13 protein-coding genes are annotated in these 14,623 nt (G+C 65.7%); all 13 read right to left on the bottom strand.

What is annotated here, in order from left to right:
* Positions 1–96: 96 nt before the first annotated feature.
* The 13 genes from AC3A4M_RS06130 to AC3A4M_RS06190 all read right to left on the bottom strand — a co-directional run bounded on the left by AC3A4M_RS06130 (position 97) and on the right by AC3A4M_RS06190 (position 14,415).
* Entirely contained in the window at positions 97–1,041 is a 945-nt protein-coding gene (locus AC3A4M_RS06130; RefSeq protein ID WP_498734634.1) for a Ppx/GppA phosphatase family protein, read from the bottom strand.
* Positions 1,038–1,727, bottom strand: a complete 690-nt coding sequence (locus AC3A4M_RS06135) for a DUF501 domain-containing protein (protein ID WP_498734635.1) — start codon at positions 1,725–1,727, stop codon at positions 1,038–1,040. The genes AC3A4M_RS06130 and AC3A4M_RS06135 overlap by 4 nt, the downstream gene beginning before the upstream one ends.
* Positions 1,728–1,921: 194 nt before the next feature.
* Positions 1,922–2,638: an FtsB family cell division protein gene (locus tag AC3A4M_RS06140; protein ID WP_498734637.1), complete on the bottom strand. Its 717-nt coding sequence runs from the start codon at positions 2,636–2,638 to the stop codon at positions 1,922–1,924.
* A gap of 180 nt (positions 2,639–2,818) precedes the next feature.
* Positions 2,819–4,099 carry a phosphopyruvate hydratase gene (eno, locus tag AC3A4M_RS06145; RefSeq protein ID WP_498733289.1) on the bottom strand — a complete coding sequence of 427 codons (1,281 nt, stop codon included), beginning with the start codon at positions 4,097–4,099 and terminating at the stop codon, positions 2,819–2,821.
* A 96-nt stretch (positions 4,100–4,195) separates the two neighbouring features.
* Entirely contained in the window at positions 4,196–4,867 is a 672-nt protein-coding gene (locus tag AC3A4M_RS06150) for a MazG nucleotide pyrophosphohydrolase domain-containing protein (RefSeq protein WP_498734640.1), read from the bottom strand.
* Positions 4,868–4,874: 7 nt separating this feature from the next.
* Positions 4,875–6,020 carry an adenosine deaminase gene (locus AC3A4M_RS06155; RefSeq protein WP_074699251.1) on the bottom strand — a complete coding sequence of 382 codons (1,146 nt, stop codon included), beginning with the start codon at positions 6,018–6,020 and terminating at the stop codon, positions 4,875–4,877.
* Between the two features lie 78 nt (positions 6,021–6,098).
* The gene (locus tag AC3A4M_RS06160) at positions 6,099–6,797 is read right to left on the bottom strand and encodes a DedA family protein (RefSeq protein ID WP_498733293.1); all 699 of its coding nucleotides are present in this window, start codon (positions 6,795–6,797) and stop codon (positions 6,099–6,101) included.
* Positions 6,798–7,137: 340 nt separating this feature from the next.
* Positions 7,138–8,424, bottom strand: coding sequence for a thymidine phosphorylase (locus AC3A4M_RS06165; protein WP_498734642.1), 1,287 nt, complete (start codon positions 8,422–8,424; stop codon positions 7,138–7,140).
* Positions 8,425–8,454: 30 nt separating this feature from the next.
* Positions 8,455–8,949, bottom strand: coding sequence for a cytidine deaminase (locus AC3A4M_RS06170; RefSeq protein ID WP_498734644.1), 495 nt, complete (start codon positions 8,947–8,949; stop codon positions 8,455–8,457).
* A 1-nt stretch (position 8,950) separates the two neighbouring features.
* On the bottom strand, positions 8,951–10,240 hold the full coding sequence (locus AC3A4M_RS06175; RefSeq protein ID WP_498734645.1) for an ABC transporter permease: 1,290 nt from the start codon (positions 10,238–10,240) through the stop codon (positions 8,951–8,953).
* Entirely contained in the window at positions 10,237–11,604 is a 1,368-nt protein-coding gene (locus AC3A4M_RS06180) for an ABC transporter permease (RefSeq protein WP_498734646.1), read from the bottom strand. Before AC3A4M_RS06180 ends, AC3A4M_RS06175 begins: the two co-directional genes overlap by 4 nt.
* Positions 11,601–13,154, bottom strand: coding sequence for an ABC transporter ATP-binding protein (locus tag AC3A4M_RS06185; protein ID WP_498734648.1), 1,554 nt, complete (start codon positions 13,152–13,154; stop codon positions 11,601–11,603). Before AC3A4M_RS06185 ends, AC3A4M_RS06180 begins: the two co-directional genes overlap by 4 nt.
* Positions 13,155–13,308: 154 nt before the next feature.
* Positions 13,309–14,415, bottom strand: a complete 1,107-nt coding sequence (locus tag AC3A4M_RS06190) for a BMP family lipoprotein (RefSeq protein ID WP_498734650.1) — start codon at positions 14,413–14,415, stop codon at positions 13,309–13,311.
* Between the last annotated feature and the right edge of the window lie 208 nt (positions 14,416–14,623).

Raw genomic sequence — 14,623 nt, forward strand, 5'->3', positions numbered from 1 at the left:
CTGGATTCCCCGGTGTCCTGCCAGTCCCCTGTACGGGGGCATGGCGGACTATCCTACCGTTGATCGGACCGGCGGCCCTTTTCGGTTACTTCGTACTTACCCGCGGGCGGCGCTCATGGCGATGCCGTCGAGGATGTCGTGCTCACTGGCGGTGGCCCCGTTGACCCTGCCGGCGGTCAGTTCATTGACACGATTGTTAATGGTGCGCCAGATCAGTGCCCCGGCGCCAATCACGTCCACCCGGCCCGGATGCATGTAGGGCAGCGCGGCGCGTTCAGCACGTGACATGGACAGCAGCGATGTGCAGGCGGCCGCGGTTTTGGCCGTATCCAGTTCCGCACCGTGGATGGTGTCGGGCTGGTATTCGGTCAGCCCAAGGGCATGGGCCGTCACGGTGGTGATGGACCCGGCCACGCCGACCAGCCGGTCCGTGTCAGCGAGCGGTACGTCCGCCAGCACGGCGTCGATGTACGCGTTGATGTCCGTTTCCGCGGCGGCGATTTCGACGGCGGTCGGCGGATCCGATTTGAGGTGCCGTTCGGTGAAGCGCACGCAGCCCATGTCCGTGCTCAAGGCGGCCTGGACTCCCTCGGACGTGCCGAGGACGAACTCGGTGCTGCCGCCCCCCAGGTCGACCACCAGTACCTTCTCCCCCGGCGCGGTGGCCAGCACGCTTGCCGCACCGGTGAAGGACAGTTCGGCCTCCTCGGCGCCGGTGACGACTTCCGGTTCCACGCCGAGCCGCTCCCGGATCCCGTCGACAAAGACCTGCCGGTTGCCGGCGTCACGGGTGGCGGAGGTGGCGACGAAGCGCAGGCGTTCGGCGCCGTGCTCCTGCAGCAGGGCCGCATATTCCTCCGCCGCGGCGAAGGTACGTGCCAGGGCTTCCTCGGCGAGCATGCCGGTGGCGTCGACGCCCTGGCCCAGCCGGACCACCTTCATCAGCCGCACCACGTCGGTCAGCACGCCGTCGTCGTCGATATCGGCAATCAGCAGGCGGATGGAGTTCGTTCCGCAGTCAATGGCGCCTACGCGGCTCATCGGGCTCCCTCTTCCTGTTCCGGCGCGCCGTGTTCGCCCGCCGGTTCCTCTTCGGCAGCACGACGGCGTTCGGCCTTCTTGGCCTCGAGCTCTTCCGGGCTGAGGCCCTGGGTCTTGGTGTGGCGGCTCAGGTCCCTTGAGGGGGCCGGACCCGCGACGTCCCAGGCGCCGTCGCAATAGCAACGGTCCTTGGTCCACCATTCGGCGATCCTGTCCAGCGCCTCGTCGCCCAGCGGGTTCACGCCCGGGCCGACGGCCAGCGAATGGCCCACCAGCACGTGCAGGCACTTGACCCGCGTGGGCATGCCGCCGGCGGAGACACCGGCAATCTCGGGAACAGACCCCACGCCCGTGCGGGCGCCGATTTCATCGCGGACGCGCAGATAGTCCTCGTGCGCTTCGCGGTAGGCGGCAGCCAGTTCCGGATCGTGTTCGAGCCGTTCGGTCATTTCGGTCATGACACCGGCGGCCTCAAGCCGGGACACTGCCGAGGTGATGATCGGATGGGTCAGGTAGAAAGTCGTGGGGAACGGAATGCCGTTGCCCAGCCGCGGCGCCGTGGTGGCCACCAGAGGGTTGCCGCAGACGCAGCGCGCTCCTATTTCCACCACGTCCCGCACAGGCCGGCCGAGCTGCCGGCTGAGGGTCTCCAAATCCTGGGGCGTGGGTGTGCGCGGGTCTTCCATGGCGCGGTCCTTCCTGACTGTGCGGACGTTCTGGTGCGGGCTGGGTGGATGGCTCGTGCGTGCGGGCCGGGCGGGTTGGCTGACTGGTTCGGGCTGTTTTTGCCCCGGCTTCCCGACAACGTCCCGGGCCGATGCGGACCACGCCTCGGCGCCGCATCGGTTCCGCCAGCCACCGCTGCCGCCGGGCAGACCGGCTATTCCGCTGGTTTCTCGGCCTGTGTATCCGGCTTTTCCCCGGCCTTTTCCTCGTTCTCTTCCGCGGGAACGTCGGTAGCTGCCCGCTTCACCGAGTCCCACAACGCGTCCACCCACGGCAGGTCGGACGGCGCCGCCACGGACGCATGCTCCTCGGATTCGCTCAGCCCCTCGGTCCCGGTCACCAGATAACGTGTCTCACCCGGCATTACATAGAATATGCGATCGCGGGCCTGTTGTTTGATGTACTCCGGGTCCTCCCAGCGGGCCAGCTCCCGCTCCAGCTTGCTCTGGGTCTTCTGCTCGGCTGCAATCTCGTGTTCCAGCGCGGCGATTTCGGAGCGTTGCTCAATGAAGATCCGCACGGACGGCGCCAGCAGAATGGTGATCGTCACGAGTACGACGGCGAGGGCCAGCATGCGTCCGGAAAATCCCCTGGCCGGGACCGGCGTGCTTCCCGTGCCGTCGCCGCTGTCCTCCGGCCGGTCCTGCGGCGTCGTCCTGCTGATGATGGGTTGCCGGATGGCGCCTGAGAGCTCGCGGCGTTCGGCTGCCCGGGCTTCCGACGGCGAAGGCTTCTTTTTGGTTCCTTCAGCTTTCGATCCGTGGGACTTGGCTTCGGAGCCACCGAAGTCCGCGCGGATAACTTTCGCCTCGGACGGGGCACTTTCATGCCCCGCTGCGCCGCCGTTGGTCCGCCCTGCGCTCCCGGACATGGAACCACCCGGCGCCCCTGAACCGGAACCTGTTTGCACAGGCCCGTTGCCGCCGGCCGGGCGGCCGGCACGTGGCACTCTGGGGCGTCGGGTGGCCATGGAGCTCCTAAATCATTGGTCGTCGGCAGGAAATGAGGTTATCAGTCCCCGCTTAAGACGATACAGATTCAGGGGCAGGGTTCAGGCTTTGAAACGCGGGAAAGCGCCGGCACCTGCATAGCGCGCGGCGTCGTCGAGCTCTTCTTCGATGCGCAGCAGCTGGTTGTACTTGGCCACACGCTCGGACCGGGCCGGGGCGCCGGTCTTGATCTGGCCCGCGTTGGTGGCCACCGAGATGTCCGCGATCGAGGTGTCCTCGGTCTCGCCGGAGCGGTGCGAGGTGATCGTGGTGTAGCCGTTGCGCTGTGCCAGCGAGACGGCTTCCAGGGTCTCCGTGAGGGAACCGATCTGGTTGACCTTGACCAGCAGCGAGTTCGCGGTGTTGGCGTCGATGCCCTGCTGCAGGCGCTCGGGGTTGGTGACGAAGAGGTCATCGCCCACCAGCTGCACCTTGTCGCCGAGTTCGGCGGTCAGGGTGGCCCAGCCTTCCCAATCGTCCTCGTCCAGCGGGTCCTCAATGGAGACCAGCGGGTAGTCGGCAACGAGCTGCTTGTAGTACTCGCTCATCTCGGCCGCGGTCAGGGACTTGCCCTCGAACTGGTAGGCGCCGTCGGAGTAGAACTCGGAGGAGGCGACGTCCAGTGCCAGTGCAATTTCCTTGCCCGGGGTGTAGCCGGCCTTGTTGATCGCCTCGGTGATCAGGTCCAGCGCGGCGCGGTTGCTCGGCAGGTTGGGGGCGAAACCGCCCTCATCGCCCAGTCCGGTGGACAGGCCCTTGTCCTTCAGCACGGTCTTGAGGCTGTGGTAGACCTCGACGCCCCAGCGCAGGCCCTCGGAGAAGGTGGCAGCGCCCAGGGGCACCACCATGAATTCCTGGATGTCGACGTCGGAGTCGGCATGGGAGCCGCCGTTGAGGATGTTCATCAGCGGAACGGGCAGCACATGTGCGTTCGGGCCGCCCAGGTACTTGTACAGCGGCAGGTTGGCCGACTCGGCGGCAGCGTTGGCCACCGCCAGCGAAACGCCCAGGATGGCGTTGGCGCCCAGGTTGGACTTGTTGGAGGTGCCGTCCAGATCGATCATGGTCTGGTCGATCAGGCGCTGGTCGGTCGCGTCGCGGCCCACCAACGCGGGCTGGATGGTGTCGAGCACCGCGTTGACGGCCTGGCTGACGCCCTTGCCCAGGTAGCGGTTCTTCTCTCCGTCGCGGCGCTCGGCCGCTTCGAAAGCACCGGTGGATGCCCCGGACGGGACAGCAGCGCGGCCCATGGAGCCGTCCGAGAGCAAGACCTCAACCTCAACCGTGGGATTGCCGCGGGAATCAAGGATTTCACGCGCGTGGATGGCATCAATAAGCGCCATTGATTGCTCCTGTTCATTGGAACGAAAGATGAAACTCTTTACAACAGGCCGCCGGACAGCACTGTCGGTCTAAGCGTAATCGAGAACGGGGCGCGCTTATGCGCCCGTTACGCCGCGTTGAAACCGGCGCACCGCACCCCGCAGCGCCTGCTCCGCGTCCAGGCCTGCGGCAGAGGCCTGGCTGACGACGGCGAGCAGCAGGTCTCCGAGTTCGGTTTCGGAAGCCGGTGGCTGGTTTCCGGCTGCGGAGGCGCCGGGCTGTTGGTCCACCGGGAAGCCGGCGCGCCGGGCCCGGTCGATCGACTTCGCCGCCAGCGTCAGTGCGGGCAAGGTCGGCGGGATGCCGTCGAACGGGCTGTCCCGTTCGGGGCGCTCACATTGCTTGACCGCATCGTAGCTGGCGACGATCTCCTCGATGCTTTCGGGGAAGGACTCCTGCAGCGAACCGTCGGGCTTGAACACATGCCGGTTCCGGCGGACCAGCTTTGCACTCAGGTACTCGGCCACATCCTCGAAGTTGAAGTTGCCGGCCTCCTCTTGGATGCGGGCATGCAGCAGCACCTGGAAGAGGACGTCGGCCAGCTCGCCCTTGAGTTCGGCGGCCGTGGCGCCCGGCCCGGCCTCGATGGCCTCGGCCAGCTCGTGGGATTCCTCGATCAGGTACTCGACCAAGGACTCGTGGGTGAGCGCAGCTGTCCACAAGCAATGCTCGCGCAGCTGCGCCACGACCTGCACAAGCCGGCCGACCGCCGTCGTGCTTTCAGCCATGGCAGGTTCAGCCCTGATAGGCCCTGAACCCCTCGGCGATGTACTCGACCAGTGCTTCGCGCTCTTCAAGCGGCAGGAAGGCCGCTTCGGCTGCGTTGAGCGTGATTTCAAGCAGGTCATCGAGATCGTAGTCGAACGTTTCGACCAGCAGCTCGTACTCGTCGGTGAGCGTCACGCCACTCATCAAGCGGTTGTCAGCGTTGATCGTGACCTTGAAGCCGGTCTGGTACAGCAGGTCGAACGGGTGGTTTTCGATGCCCTCGCCAAAGGGCGCCGTGGCACCGGTCTGCAGGTTCGAGGACGGGCTGCATTCCAGCGCGATCCCCCGGTCCCGGACCCAGGCGGCAACGCGGCCCAGCGTGACGAGGCCCAGGTCGGCGTCGTTCTCTTCGTTCGGGGTGAAGTCCACCTGGATGTCCTCGGCGATGCGCACGCCGTGGCCCAGGCGCAGGGCGCGGCCGCTGACCAGGGCGTCCACGATGCTGTCCAGCCCGGCGGCCTCGCCGGCGTGGATGGTGACCGGGAACTGGTTTTCGGCCAGGTAGGTGAAGGCGTCCTTGAACCGGTAGGGCGGGAAGCCGTCCTCGGCGCCGGCGATGTCGAAGCCGACGGCACCCTTGTCCCGGTGCCGGATGGCGAGCTCGGCGATTTCCTGGCCGCGGTCCGCGTGGCGCATGGCGGTAATCAGTTGACCGACCTGGATGGGACGGCCGCTGGCTTCGACTGCGTCCACCCCTGCTTCCAGCCCGGCTTGGACTGCTTCGACTGCCTCATCCAGCGTCAGCCCCTTGGTGAGGTGCTGCTCCGGCGCCCAGCGCACCTCGCCGTACACCACGCCGTCGTCCGCCAGATCCTCGACGAACTCCTTGGCGACCCGGTGCAGGCCTTCCTTGGTCTGCATCACGGCTACGGTGTGGTCGAACGTTTCCAGATAGCGGACCAGCGAGCCGGAGTCCGCGGACTCCCGGAACCATTCGCCCAGCGCGACGGGGTCGGTGGACGGCAACTGGTGGCCGACTTCGGCGGCCAGTTCGATGATGGTCCCGGGGCGGAGTCCGCCGTCGAGATGGTCGTGCAGCGAAACCTTGGGCAGGCTGCGGATATCAATGTCGACGTCGGCGGCAGGGTCAGCAGAGTAATTAGGCTCAGTCACAGGCACCACCTTACGTTGACAGCCGAACCGATGCACGCCTCGGCGGCCGTTGTGTAGAGGTGGTGGAAAACGCGCTGTTCAGTGCGAGACCGGGGTGCCGGTCCGCGCGTGCGCACTCTTGGAAGCGGCTGCTGAATCTTCCGTGGCCGAGGCGGTGTCCTCCGCCTCGTGGCTCTTGCGCACCTTGCGCTTGTAGAGCAGTTTCAGGCCATGGTCCACCACGAGACCCATGGCCAGGGCGATGACGATGGCCAGGCCGGCTGCCAGCAGGCTGTGGTCGTGGAACCACTGGCCGGCGAGGGCACCGATGCCCACGGAATACAGCGACCAGGAGATGCCGGCAATGATGCTGAAGAAGACGAACCTGCGCTGGTGGAACCCGGTGGCGCCGGCGGTCATGTTGACGGCAACGCGGCCGATGGGAATGTAGCGGGCGCTGAGGATCAGCAGGGCTCCGCGCCGGTCGAGTTCCTTCCGCGCCCAGGCGAAGGCCGAGGCGACGCGCGGCCGCTGCATCCATTTGAAGCGGTTCGAGCCGATGCGCCGGCCGATCACATATGCAATGTTGTCCCCCGCTATGGCACCGGCGGCGGCGATGGCCATGACCAGCCACACATTCGGCACGCCCGCCGAAACGGACAGCGCGGCAAGGGCGACAACCACGGATTCGCTCGGCACCGGCGGGAAAATCCCGTCAATGAGGCAGAGCGCGAAAAGCAGCGGATACACCCACCATTGGGCGGCCGCATCGATGATGAAGACGTTAAGAGCGTCCATAAAAGCCTGCACGTGAATGATCCTGTTCGCCGGTTGGTTATTCCAACGATGTCACGTTGCAATAAGTGCCGCTATCGGGTGTTGCCCTGATCAACCCCCTGAGATAACGGTACGTGCCCGCAATCCTGCGCGCATCATTCCCACGTCCCATAACGGCAGGTCCTGCGCCGCTGATCACCGCGGCTGCCTCATCCCTCGGGTTGAGACAGCCGCGGCTCCGGCCACTCCCCCCGGGCGCCGGTATGGCAACAATTATCCTTGCGAGGCGGCGGCTGCGGAAGAGGTTTGTCCATCCGATGTAGTTACCTCTACCCCAGTTTTTGCGCACTGGGGTAGGCGCTCAGGCGATGCGGTCGATGACCAGTTGCTGGGCGGGCCTGTCCCCCTCGGGACCAATAACGACGGCGTCTGCCAGCGCTTCCTTCGCACGATCGAATTTGTCCGGTGTGTCCGTCAGCAGGGTCATGAGCGGCTCGCCCGCCCGGACCATCGCGCCCGGTTTTGCATGCATCCGCACTCCGGCACCGGCCTGGACCGGATCCTCCTTGCGGGCGCGGCCGGCACCCAGTCGCCACGCGGCGATGCCGACGGAGAGGGCATCCAGGTCCAGCAGGACGCCGTCCGCTGCGGCATAGACCACTTCGGATTCTTTGGCGACAGGCAAAGCGGCCCGCGGATCGCCGCCCTGCGCCTCAATCATGCGGTTCCAGACGTCCATCGCCCGACCGTCCTTGAGCGCGGCGGCCGGATCCGCGTCCGGCACACCGGCAGCCTGCAGCATTTCTTCGGCCAGCCGGATTGTCAGTTCCACCACGTCCTGGGGGCCGCCGCCGGCCAGCACCTCCACGGACTCCTCCACCTCGATGGCATTGCCCGCCGTCAGTCCCAGCGGCGTGCGCATGTTGGTCAGCAAGGCCACCGTGTTCACGCCGGCATCCTTGCCGAGGCCCACCATGGTTTCCGCCAGCTCGCGGGCCATGTCCTCGTCCTTCATGAACGCACCGGAGCCGACCTTGACGTCCAGCACCAGCGAACCGGTGCCCTCGGCGATTTTCTTGCTCATGATGGAGGAGGCGATCAGCGGGATGGCCTCCACGGTGCCGGTGACATCGCGCAAGGCGTAGAGCTTCTTGTCCGCCGGGGCCAGGCCGGCGCCCGCGGCGCAGATCACCGCACCGACCTCGGCAAGTTGCGCCATCATTTCGTCGTTGGACAGGTCCGCGCGCCAGCCGGGAATCGACTCCAGCTTGTCCAGGGTTCCGCCGGTGTGCCCGAGCCCGCGGCCGGACAGCTGCGGGACGGCAACGCCGAAGACGGCCACCAGCGGGGCCAGCGGCAGGGTGATCTTATCCCCCACGCCGCCGGTGGAGTGCTTGTCACTGGTCGCCTTGCCGAGCGAGGAGAAGTCCATCCTCTCGCCCGAGGCGATCATCGCCGTCGTCCATTGGGAGATTTCCTCGCGGCTCATGCCGTTGAGGAGGATGGCCATGTTCAGGGCGGACATCTGCTCGTCGGCAATGGCGCCGCGGGTGTAGGCGTCGATGGTCCAGCTGATCTGCTCCGGACTCAGCGTGCCCTTGTCGCGTTTGGTCCGGATGATGTCGACGGCGTCGAACTTCTCACTCACGTGGCTCTCCTTCTTTCAGCGTGCCAGGACTCAGCCCAGGTTTTCGGGACCGAAGGCGTCCGGCAGGACCTCTTCCATGGACTTGATGCCGGAAACGGTCATCAGCTGCATGCCGGGCGCCCGGAATTCGTGGAGCAGCTGGCGGCAGCGCCCGCACGGCATGAGGATGTTGCCGGCGCCGTCGACGCAGCTGAAGGCCACTAGCCGCCCGCCGCCGGACATATGCAGTGCGCTGACCAGCGAGCATTCCGCGCACAGCGTCAGGCCGTAGGAGGCGTTCTCCACATTCGCCCCAGAGACGATCCGGCCGTCCTCGGTCAGGGCCGCCGCGCCCACCGGATACTTCGAGTAGGGCACGTAGGCGTGCGCGGAGGCCGCGCGCGCCGCGTCCTGCAGGCTGGCCCAGTCCACCTCTGGGCGGTCCGCCTGCGCGCGGCCTGCCTTGGCCCGGTCAACCTGAGGTGACCCGCCATCGTTAGGTGACATTCCGCCGTCGTTGGTTGGATTCGTTGGCAGCTGTGTCATGTCAGCCCTTGATGTACGGCACGCCGTTGGCCGCCGGCGCCCGGGACCTGCCGACCAGGCCGGCGACCGCGAAGATGGTCACGATGTACGGCAGCATGGCCAGGAACTGGTTGGGTACCGGGGTGCCCAGGAAGCTGAGCACGTACTGCAGATTGGTGGCGAAGCCGAACAGCAGGGCCGCGAAGAAGGCTCCGATCGGATTCCAGCGGCCGAAGATCAACGCGGCGAGGGCTATGTAGCCTTGCCCCGCCGTCATGTCGCGGCCGAAACTGGAGACGGACACTAGCGTGAAGAACGCGCCGCCGAGTCCGGCCACGACGCCGGCCAGGGACACGTTCATGAAGCGCATCCGGTTGACCTTGACGCCCAGCGTATCCGCCGCTTTGGGGTGCTCGCCGACGGCCCGGGTCCGCAGGCCCCACTTGGTGTGGAACAGACCCACGTAGATCACCGCGACGGCGACATACATCAGGTAGCCCACAATGGCCTGCTCGAACAGGATGGGTCCGATGATCGGAATGTCGGAGAGGAACGGAATGGAAATGACCGGCAGGCGCGGCGGGGAGTTCCAGGTTTCGGCATCGGCGCTGAGCACGGTGGAGAACAGGAAGCCGGTCAGACCGGACACCAGCACGTTGAGCACCACGCCGACAATGACCTGGTTGACCAGGTACTTGATGCTGAACACCGCCAGCACCAGCGAGACCAGGACACCACCGACGGCGGCGGCGAGCAGGCCGACAAAGGCGCTGCCGGACAGGGATCCCGCGACAGCTGCGGAGAACGCGCCGAAGAGCAGCTGCCCCTCAATGGCAATGTTGATCACGCCGGAGCGTTCGCACAGCACGCCCGAGAGCGAGCCGAAGATCAGCGGCACGGCCAGCGTCACGGATCCGGCCAGCAGCCCATAGAGCGCCACGTTGGGTGTGCGCGCGCTGCCGACAATCCAGCTCAGGAAGGCCGCCACAAAGACGACGGCGAACACGGCGATCAGCCAGCCGGGGACCGGCCGGCCGGCCCGGACCTGCACGAAGGCCAGCGCGGCTGCGGCAAGCATGATGACCGCGCCGATCCAGCCCATGACCGGGGCGAAGACGACAATCGGCGGGAGCACGATGGCATCCCCCGGGTCGGACAGCCGGAAGGTCACCTCGTTGCCGGGCGCCCCGATGGCGAAGACCAGCAGCGCGAAGACGGCCAGCACGGCCAGCGTAATGGGAGTCTTCCAGCTCCGCACCGCGCCGGCGCGGGTGGTGCTCTGCTCGGGCGCGGTTGACACTGCCGTGCTCATGCTGAACCTCCGGTCGTGGCGGGCTTGCGGGATTTGGCTCCCTTGGGGCTCCTGGGCCCCTTGGTCTTGCCGGGCTCGGGCAGGTGGAACAGCGCCCTGACCAGCGGCGGGGCCGCGATGAAGAGCACGATCAGGGACTGGACCACCAGCACAATGTCGATGCTGGTCCCGGTGCTGATCTGCATGGTCACGCCACCGGCCCGGAACGCGCCGAACAGCAGCCCGGCAAAAAACGTTCCCCACGGCGTCGAGCGTCCCAGCAGAGCCACGGTGATGGCATCGAAGCCGAAGCTGGCCGCCACGCCGGAAGACAGGACCTGTTCGGTACCGGCTACCTGGGCCACGCCGGCGAGTCCGGCCAGCGCCCCGGCAATCAGCATGACGACAACGTAGCCCTTGGTCACGCTGATGCCTGCGGTGCGCGCCGCCACGGGGTTCGCACCCACCGCGCGCAGTTCGAAGCCGATGATCGACCGCTTGAGCAGCCACCAAACGAACACCGTGGCCAGCAGCGCCACGATGAAGCCCCAGTGCAGTCGGAAGGCGTCGCCGAACAGCGGCGGGTACATGGCCGTTTCATCCAACTGGGGGCTGATCGGGTTGGACGACCCGGGCCGTTGGAAGGCGGGCGTGGTCAGGAAATAGGTGACCAGGTAGATCGCCACGTAGTTGAGCATGATGGTCAGGATGACCTCGTGCGCGCCGGTCTTCGCCTTGAGCAGGCCCACCAGGCCGCCCCAGATCGCTCCGCCGATGATGCCCGCTACGATCACCAGCAGCAGGTGGATGCCGACCGGAAGGTGCAGACTGAAACCGACCCAGGCCGCCAGCGTGGCACCGATGATGATCTGGCCCTGGGCGCCGATGTTGAACAGGCCTGCGCGGAAGGCCAGCGCCACGCCCAGGCCGGCGCAGATCAGCGGCGTCGCTACAGTCAGGGTCTGCATCAGCGGGGAGATCATCCGTGTGAAGGTCTCGCCCTCGAAATTGAAGACGGACCCCTGGAAGAGCGCGAGGTAGGCCTCGGAGGCGGCCGACCAGGCAGCCAGCAGCATGTCCTGCGGGCGGGCGAAGAAGTAGGTGGCTGTCTGCGCAACGTCCTCGTCGGTCAGGGCAATCAGGATTCCGCCGGCAATCAGCGAGAGTACGACGGCGAGCACGGCCACCAGGGCGTCGCCGCTCATGATCCGCTGGACTACCGTCTGCGAGCTGGCTTCGGGGTGGAGGTCTCCGCTTTGCGCGGTGGCCGGTACCGGCGGCGGAGCAATCCGGCCGTCCTCCGTGTCGACCATGGCCTCAAGGCGTACCTCGGAGGCGTGCTCGTCGGTTTTCTTCCGGGCGTGCTTACGCTCGTCCTCGCTCATTTGTCCCCGCTTTCAGGATCAGTGCGTGCCGGATCAGTGCCTTGCGCTTCTTCCGCACCCATCCCCGCCATCATCAGGCCCAGGGTGTCGCGCGAGGTGTTGCCGGGAACTATGCCCATCAGCCGCCCCTGGTACAGCACGGCGATGCGGTCCGCCAGCTCCAGGACTTCGTCCAGTTCGGTGGATACGATCATCACCGGTGTGCCCTGGTCGCGTTCTGCCACAATCCGTTTATGCAGGAACTCGATCGAACCGACGTCGACGCCGCGGGTCGGCTGCGACGCGATGAAGAGTTTGAGCGGCCGGGACAGCTCGCGGGCCATCACCACCTTCTGCTGGTTGCCGCCGGAGAGCGTGCCCGCGGCAGCAGTGGCCGACTGCGTGCGGACGTCGAACTCGGCGATCCGCTCGGCAGCGTTCTCTGCGACCAGCGCCGGCTTCATGGCCAGCCCCTTGGCGAACGGCGCCTGGTCATAGCGGTTCAGGATCATGTTCTCGGCTACCGAAAAGGCGCCGACCAGTCCCTCCACGCTGCGGTCCTCCGGCACAAAGCCGACGCCGGAGTTGATGATCTCCTTGGTGCCGCGTCCCACCAGCTCCTTGCCCTCAAGCCGAATGGAACCGGAGACATGCTCCTGCAGGCCGAGGATGGCCTCGGTGAGTTCGGTCTGGCCGTTGCCCTGGACACCGGCGACGGCCAGGATCTCGCCCTGGGCGATCTGCAGGGAGACGTTGTCCACCACCCGCTGTCCGGTCGGCGATGTCACGGTCAGGCCGTCAATGGCGAAGGTGGCTTCCCCCGGCTGGGCAGGGGCCTTGTTAAGGGACAGGCTCACCGAGCGGCCCACCATCATGGAGGCCAGGTCGGTGGTGGAGGCGTTGGGATCCGCATCGCCGACCACCTTGCCGCGGCGGATGACCGTGATCAGGTCGGAGACGGTCTTGACCTCGCGGAGCTTATGGGAAATGAAGACAATCGATTTACCATCCGACTTCAACTGGGCGATGATCGCGAGCAGTTCGTCGGTTTCCTTCGGCGTCAGGACGGCCGTAGGCTCATCGAGGATCAGCACCTCGGCATCGCGGACCAGCGCCTTGATGATCTCGGCCCGCTGCTGGACGCCGACCGGCAGGTCCTCCACCACGGCGTCCGGGTCGACGTGGAAGCCGTACTGCTCGGAAATCTGCCGGATCTTGGTCCGGGTCTCCTCCAGGTTGAGGATCCCGCCCGCTTTGGTCGCCTCGTTGCCCAGGGCGATGTTCTCCGCCACGGTGAACACCGGTACCAACATGAAGTGCTGGTGCACCATGCCGATTCCCGCAACCATGGCATCGCCGGGGCCGTTGAATTCAACCGGATTGCCGTCGATCAGGATCTGTCCCTCGGTGGGTTCGTACAGACCGTAGAGGACGTTCATCAACGTGGACTTCCCTGCGCCGTTCTCGCCAAGCAGGCTGTGCACCTGTCCCGGTTCGACCACGAGGTCTATGTGGTCGTTGGCAACAAAGGAACCGAATTTCTTGGTAATTCCCTTTAGCTCGAGCTTCAAAACCCCAACCAACCTGTTCTTTGTAGGTGTCAGCGGAACGTTTTCGTGCAACGGGCGAACTGTCTACAGCCTAAACCGATCGCACCGATAACAGAACGAACCGCCGCCCCATGCGGATGAACGCACGGCGGCGGCGGTCCGGCCGGTTCAGCTGTTACTTGGGGCTTGCCTCGGATTCAACGGTGATTTCGCCGGAGATGATGGATTCCTTAATGGTCTCCAGCTCCTGCTTCAGCTCATCCGGAACGTTGGCTTCCTGGTCGTGGAACGGTGCCAGCGAGACACCCTCGTTTTCCAGTGTGCCGACGTACGGCGTGCTGTCGAAGTTCCCTTCGAGATCGGTCCGGAGAACGTCCTCGACCGAGGCAGCCATGCCCTTCATGACCGAGGTGAGGATGAATTCTTCACCCTTGCCGGCGCTTTCGTAGCCGTCCGAGTCAACCCACACGACCTTGGCTTCCTTGCCTGCTTCGTTGGCTTCGATCACGGCGTCCAGGGTCCCCAGACCCACCGGGCCGGCGACGGGCATGATGATGTCCGCGCCCTCGTTGATGAAGTTCTGGGTATTGGTCTTGCCCTTGCCCTGGTCTTCGAAGTTGCCGACAAAGGTGCCGTTCTGCCGCTCCTTGTTCCAGCCGAGCAGCTGGACGTCCTCGCCCTTCTGCTCGTTGTAGTACTTCACGCCGTCGGCAAAGCCGTCCATGAAAATCGTGACGGTGGGAATCTGGATGCCGCCGTACGTGGCGACCTTGCCGGTCTCGGTGACACCGGCGGCCAGGTAGCCGGCCATGAAGGCGGCCTGGGCCGTGTCGTAGACGATCGGCTTGACGTTGTCGGTGAACTCGGGATCCGAGTAGTCGACAATGGCGAAGTGGGTCTCGGGGTTGGCGGCGGCGGCTTCCTTGGTGACATCGCCGAGCAGGAAGCCGACGGTCAGGACCATGTCACAGCCGGACTGCACCATTTCGTCCACGTTCGGCACAAAGTCGGTTTCCGCCTGGGACTCAGCCTGCTGGATCTGGATGCCCAGACCCTCTTCGGCCATCTTCAGGCCTTCGTAGCTGGACTGGTTGAAGGAACGGTCGTCGAAGCCACCGGAGTCGGAAACGATGCAGCCGAGGTAATCGGCGCCTTCCGCTCCCGCGCTGCCTTCGGTTTCGGCCGGAGGCGCGCCGCAACCGGCGAGGACGAGGGCAGATACGCCGAGCATGGCCGCGGACAGGCCGGTGCCGCGCTTGATGGTGCGCAGTGATTTCTTCAAGGTTCCTCCAAAAAAGAAAGATTGCCCCACTGCCGTAAACCACTGAGTGCAGTCAGGATCGTGTCCTGTCACCACTGGCATCCGCGCGGCGGGCGCACCCGTCCTGCAGGTGCGTTACGAGCCTACAATAGTGGCCGCGGGCAGGGCAGAGTATCAATTTCCGGCACTTGGACGAACATTGTTGAAAATTTGTTACTTACCGGTATCG

It is taken from the genome of Arthrobacter sp. Soil_C_60 (assembly GCF_057656375.1).

Bases quoted from the DNA above. Each gene is read 5' to 3' on its own strand.
- AC3A4M_RS06150 (WP_498734640.1), bottom strand. From the start codon at position 4,867: ATGGCTGAAAGCACGACGGCGGTCGGCCGGCTTGTGCAGGTCGTGGCG.
- AC3A4M_RS06135 (WP_498734635.1), bottom strand. From the start codon at position 1,727: ATGGAAGACCCGCGCACACCCACGCCCCAGGATTTGGAGACCCTCAGC.
- eno (WP_498733289.1), bottom strand. From the start codon at position 4,099: ATGGCGCTTATTGATGCCATCCACGCGCGTGAAATCCTTGATTCCCGC.
- AC3A4M_RS06170 (WP_498734644.1), bottom strand. From the start codon at position 8,949: ATGACACAGCTGCCAACGAATCCAACCAACGACGGCGGAATGTCACCT.
- AC3A4M_RS06175 (WP_498734645.1), bottom strand. From the start codon at position 10,240: ATGAGCACGGCAGTGTCAACCGCGCCCGAGCAGAGCACCACCCGCGCC.
- AC3A4M_RS06140 (WP_498734637.1), bottom strand. From the start codon at position 2,638: ATGTCCGGGAGCGCAGGGCGGACCAACGGCGGCGCAGCGGGGCATGAA.
- AC3A4M_RS06180 (WP_498734646.1), bottom strand. From the start codon at position 11,604: ATGAGCGAGGACGAGCGTAAGCACGCCCGGAAGAAAACCGACGAGCAC.
- AC3A4M_RS06130 (WP_498734634.1), bottom strand. From the start codon at position 1,041: ATGAGCCGCGTAGGCGCCATTGACTGCGGAACGAACTCCATCCGCCTG.
- AC3A4M_RS06160 (WP_498733293.1), bottom strand. From the start codon at position 6,797: ATGGACGCTCTTAACGTCTTCATCATCGATGCGGCCGCCCAATGGTGG.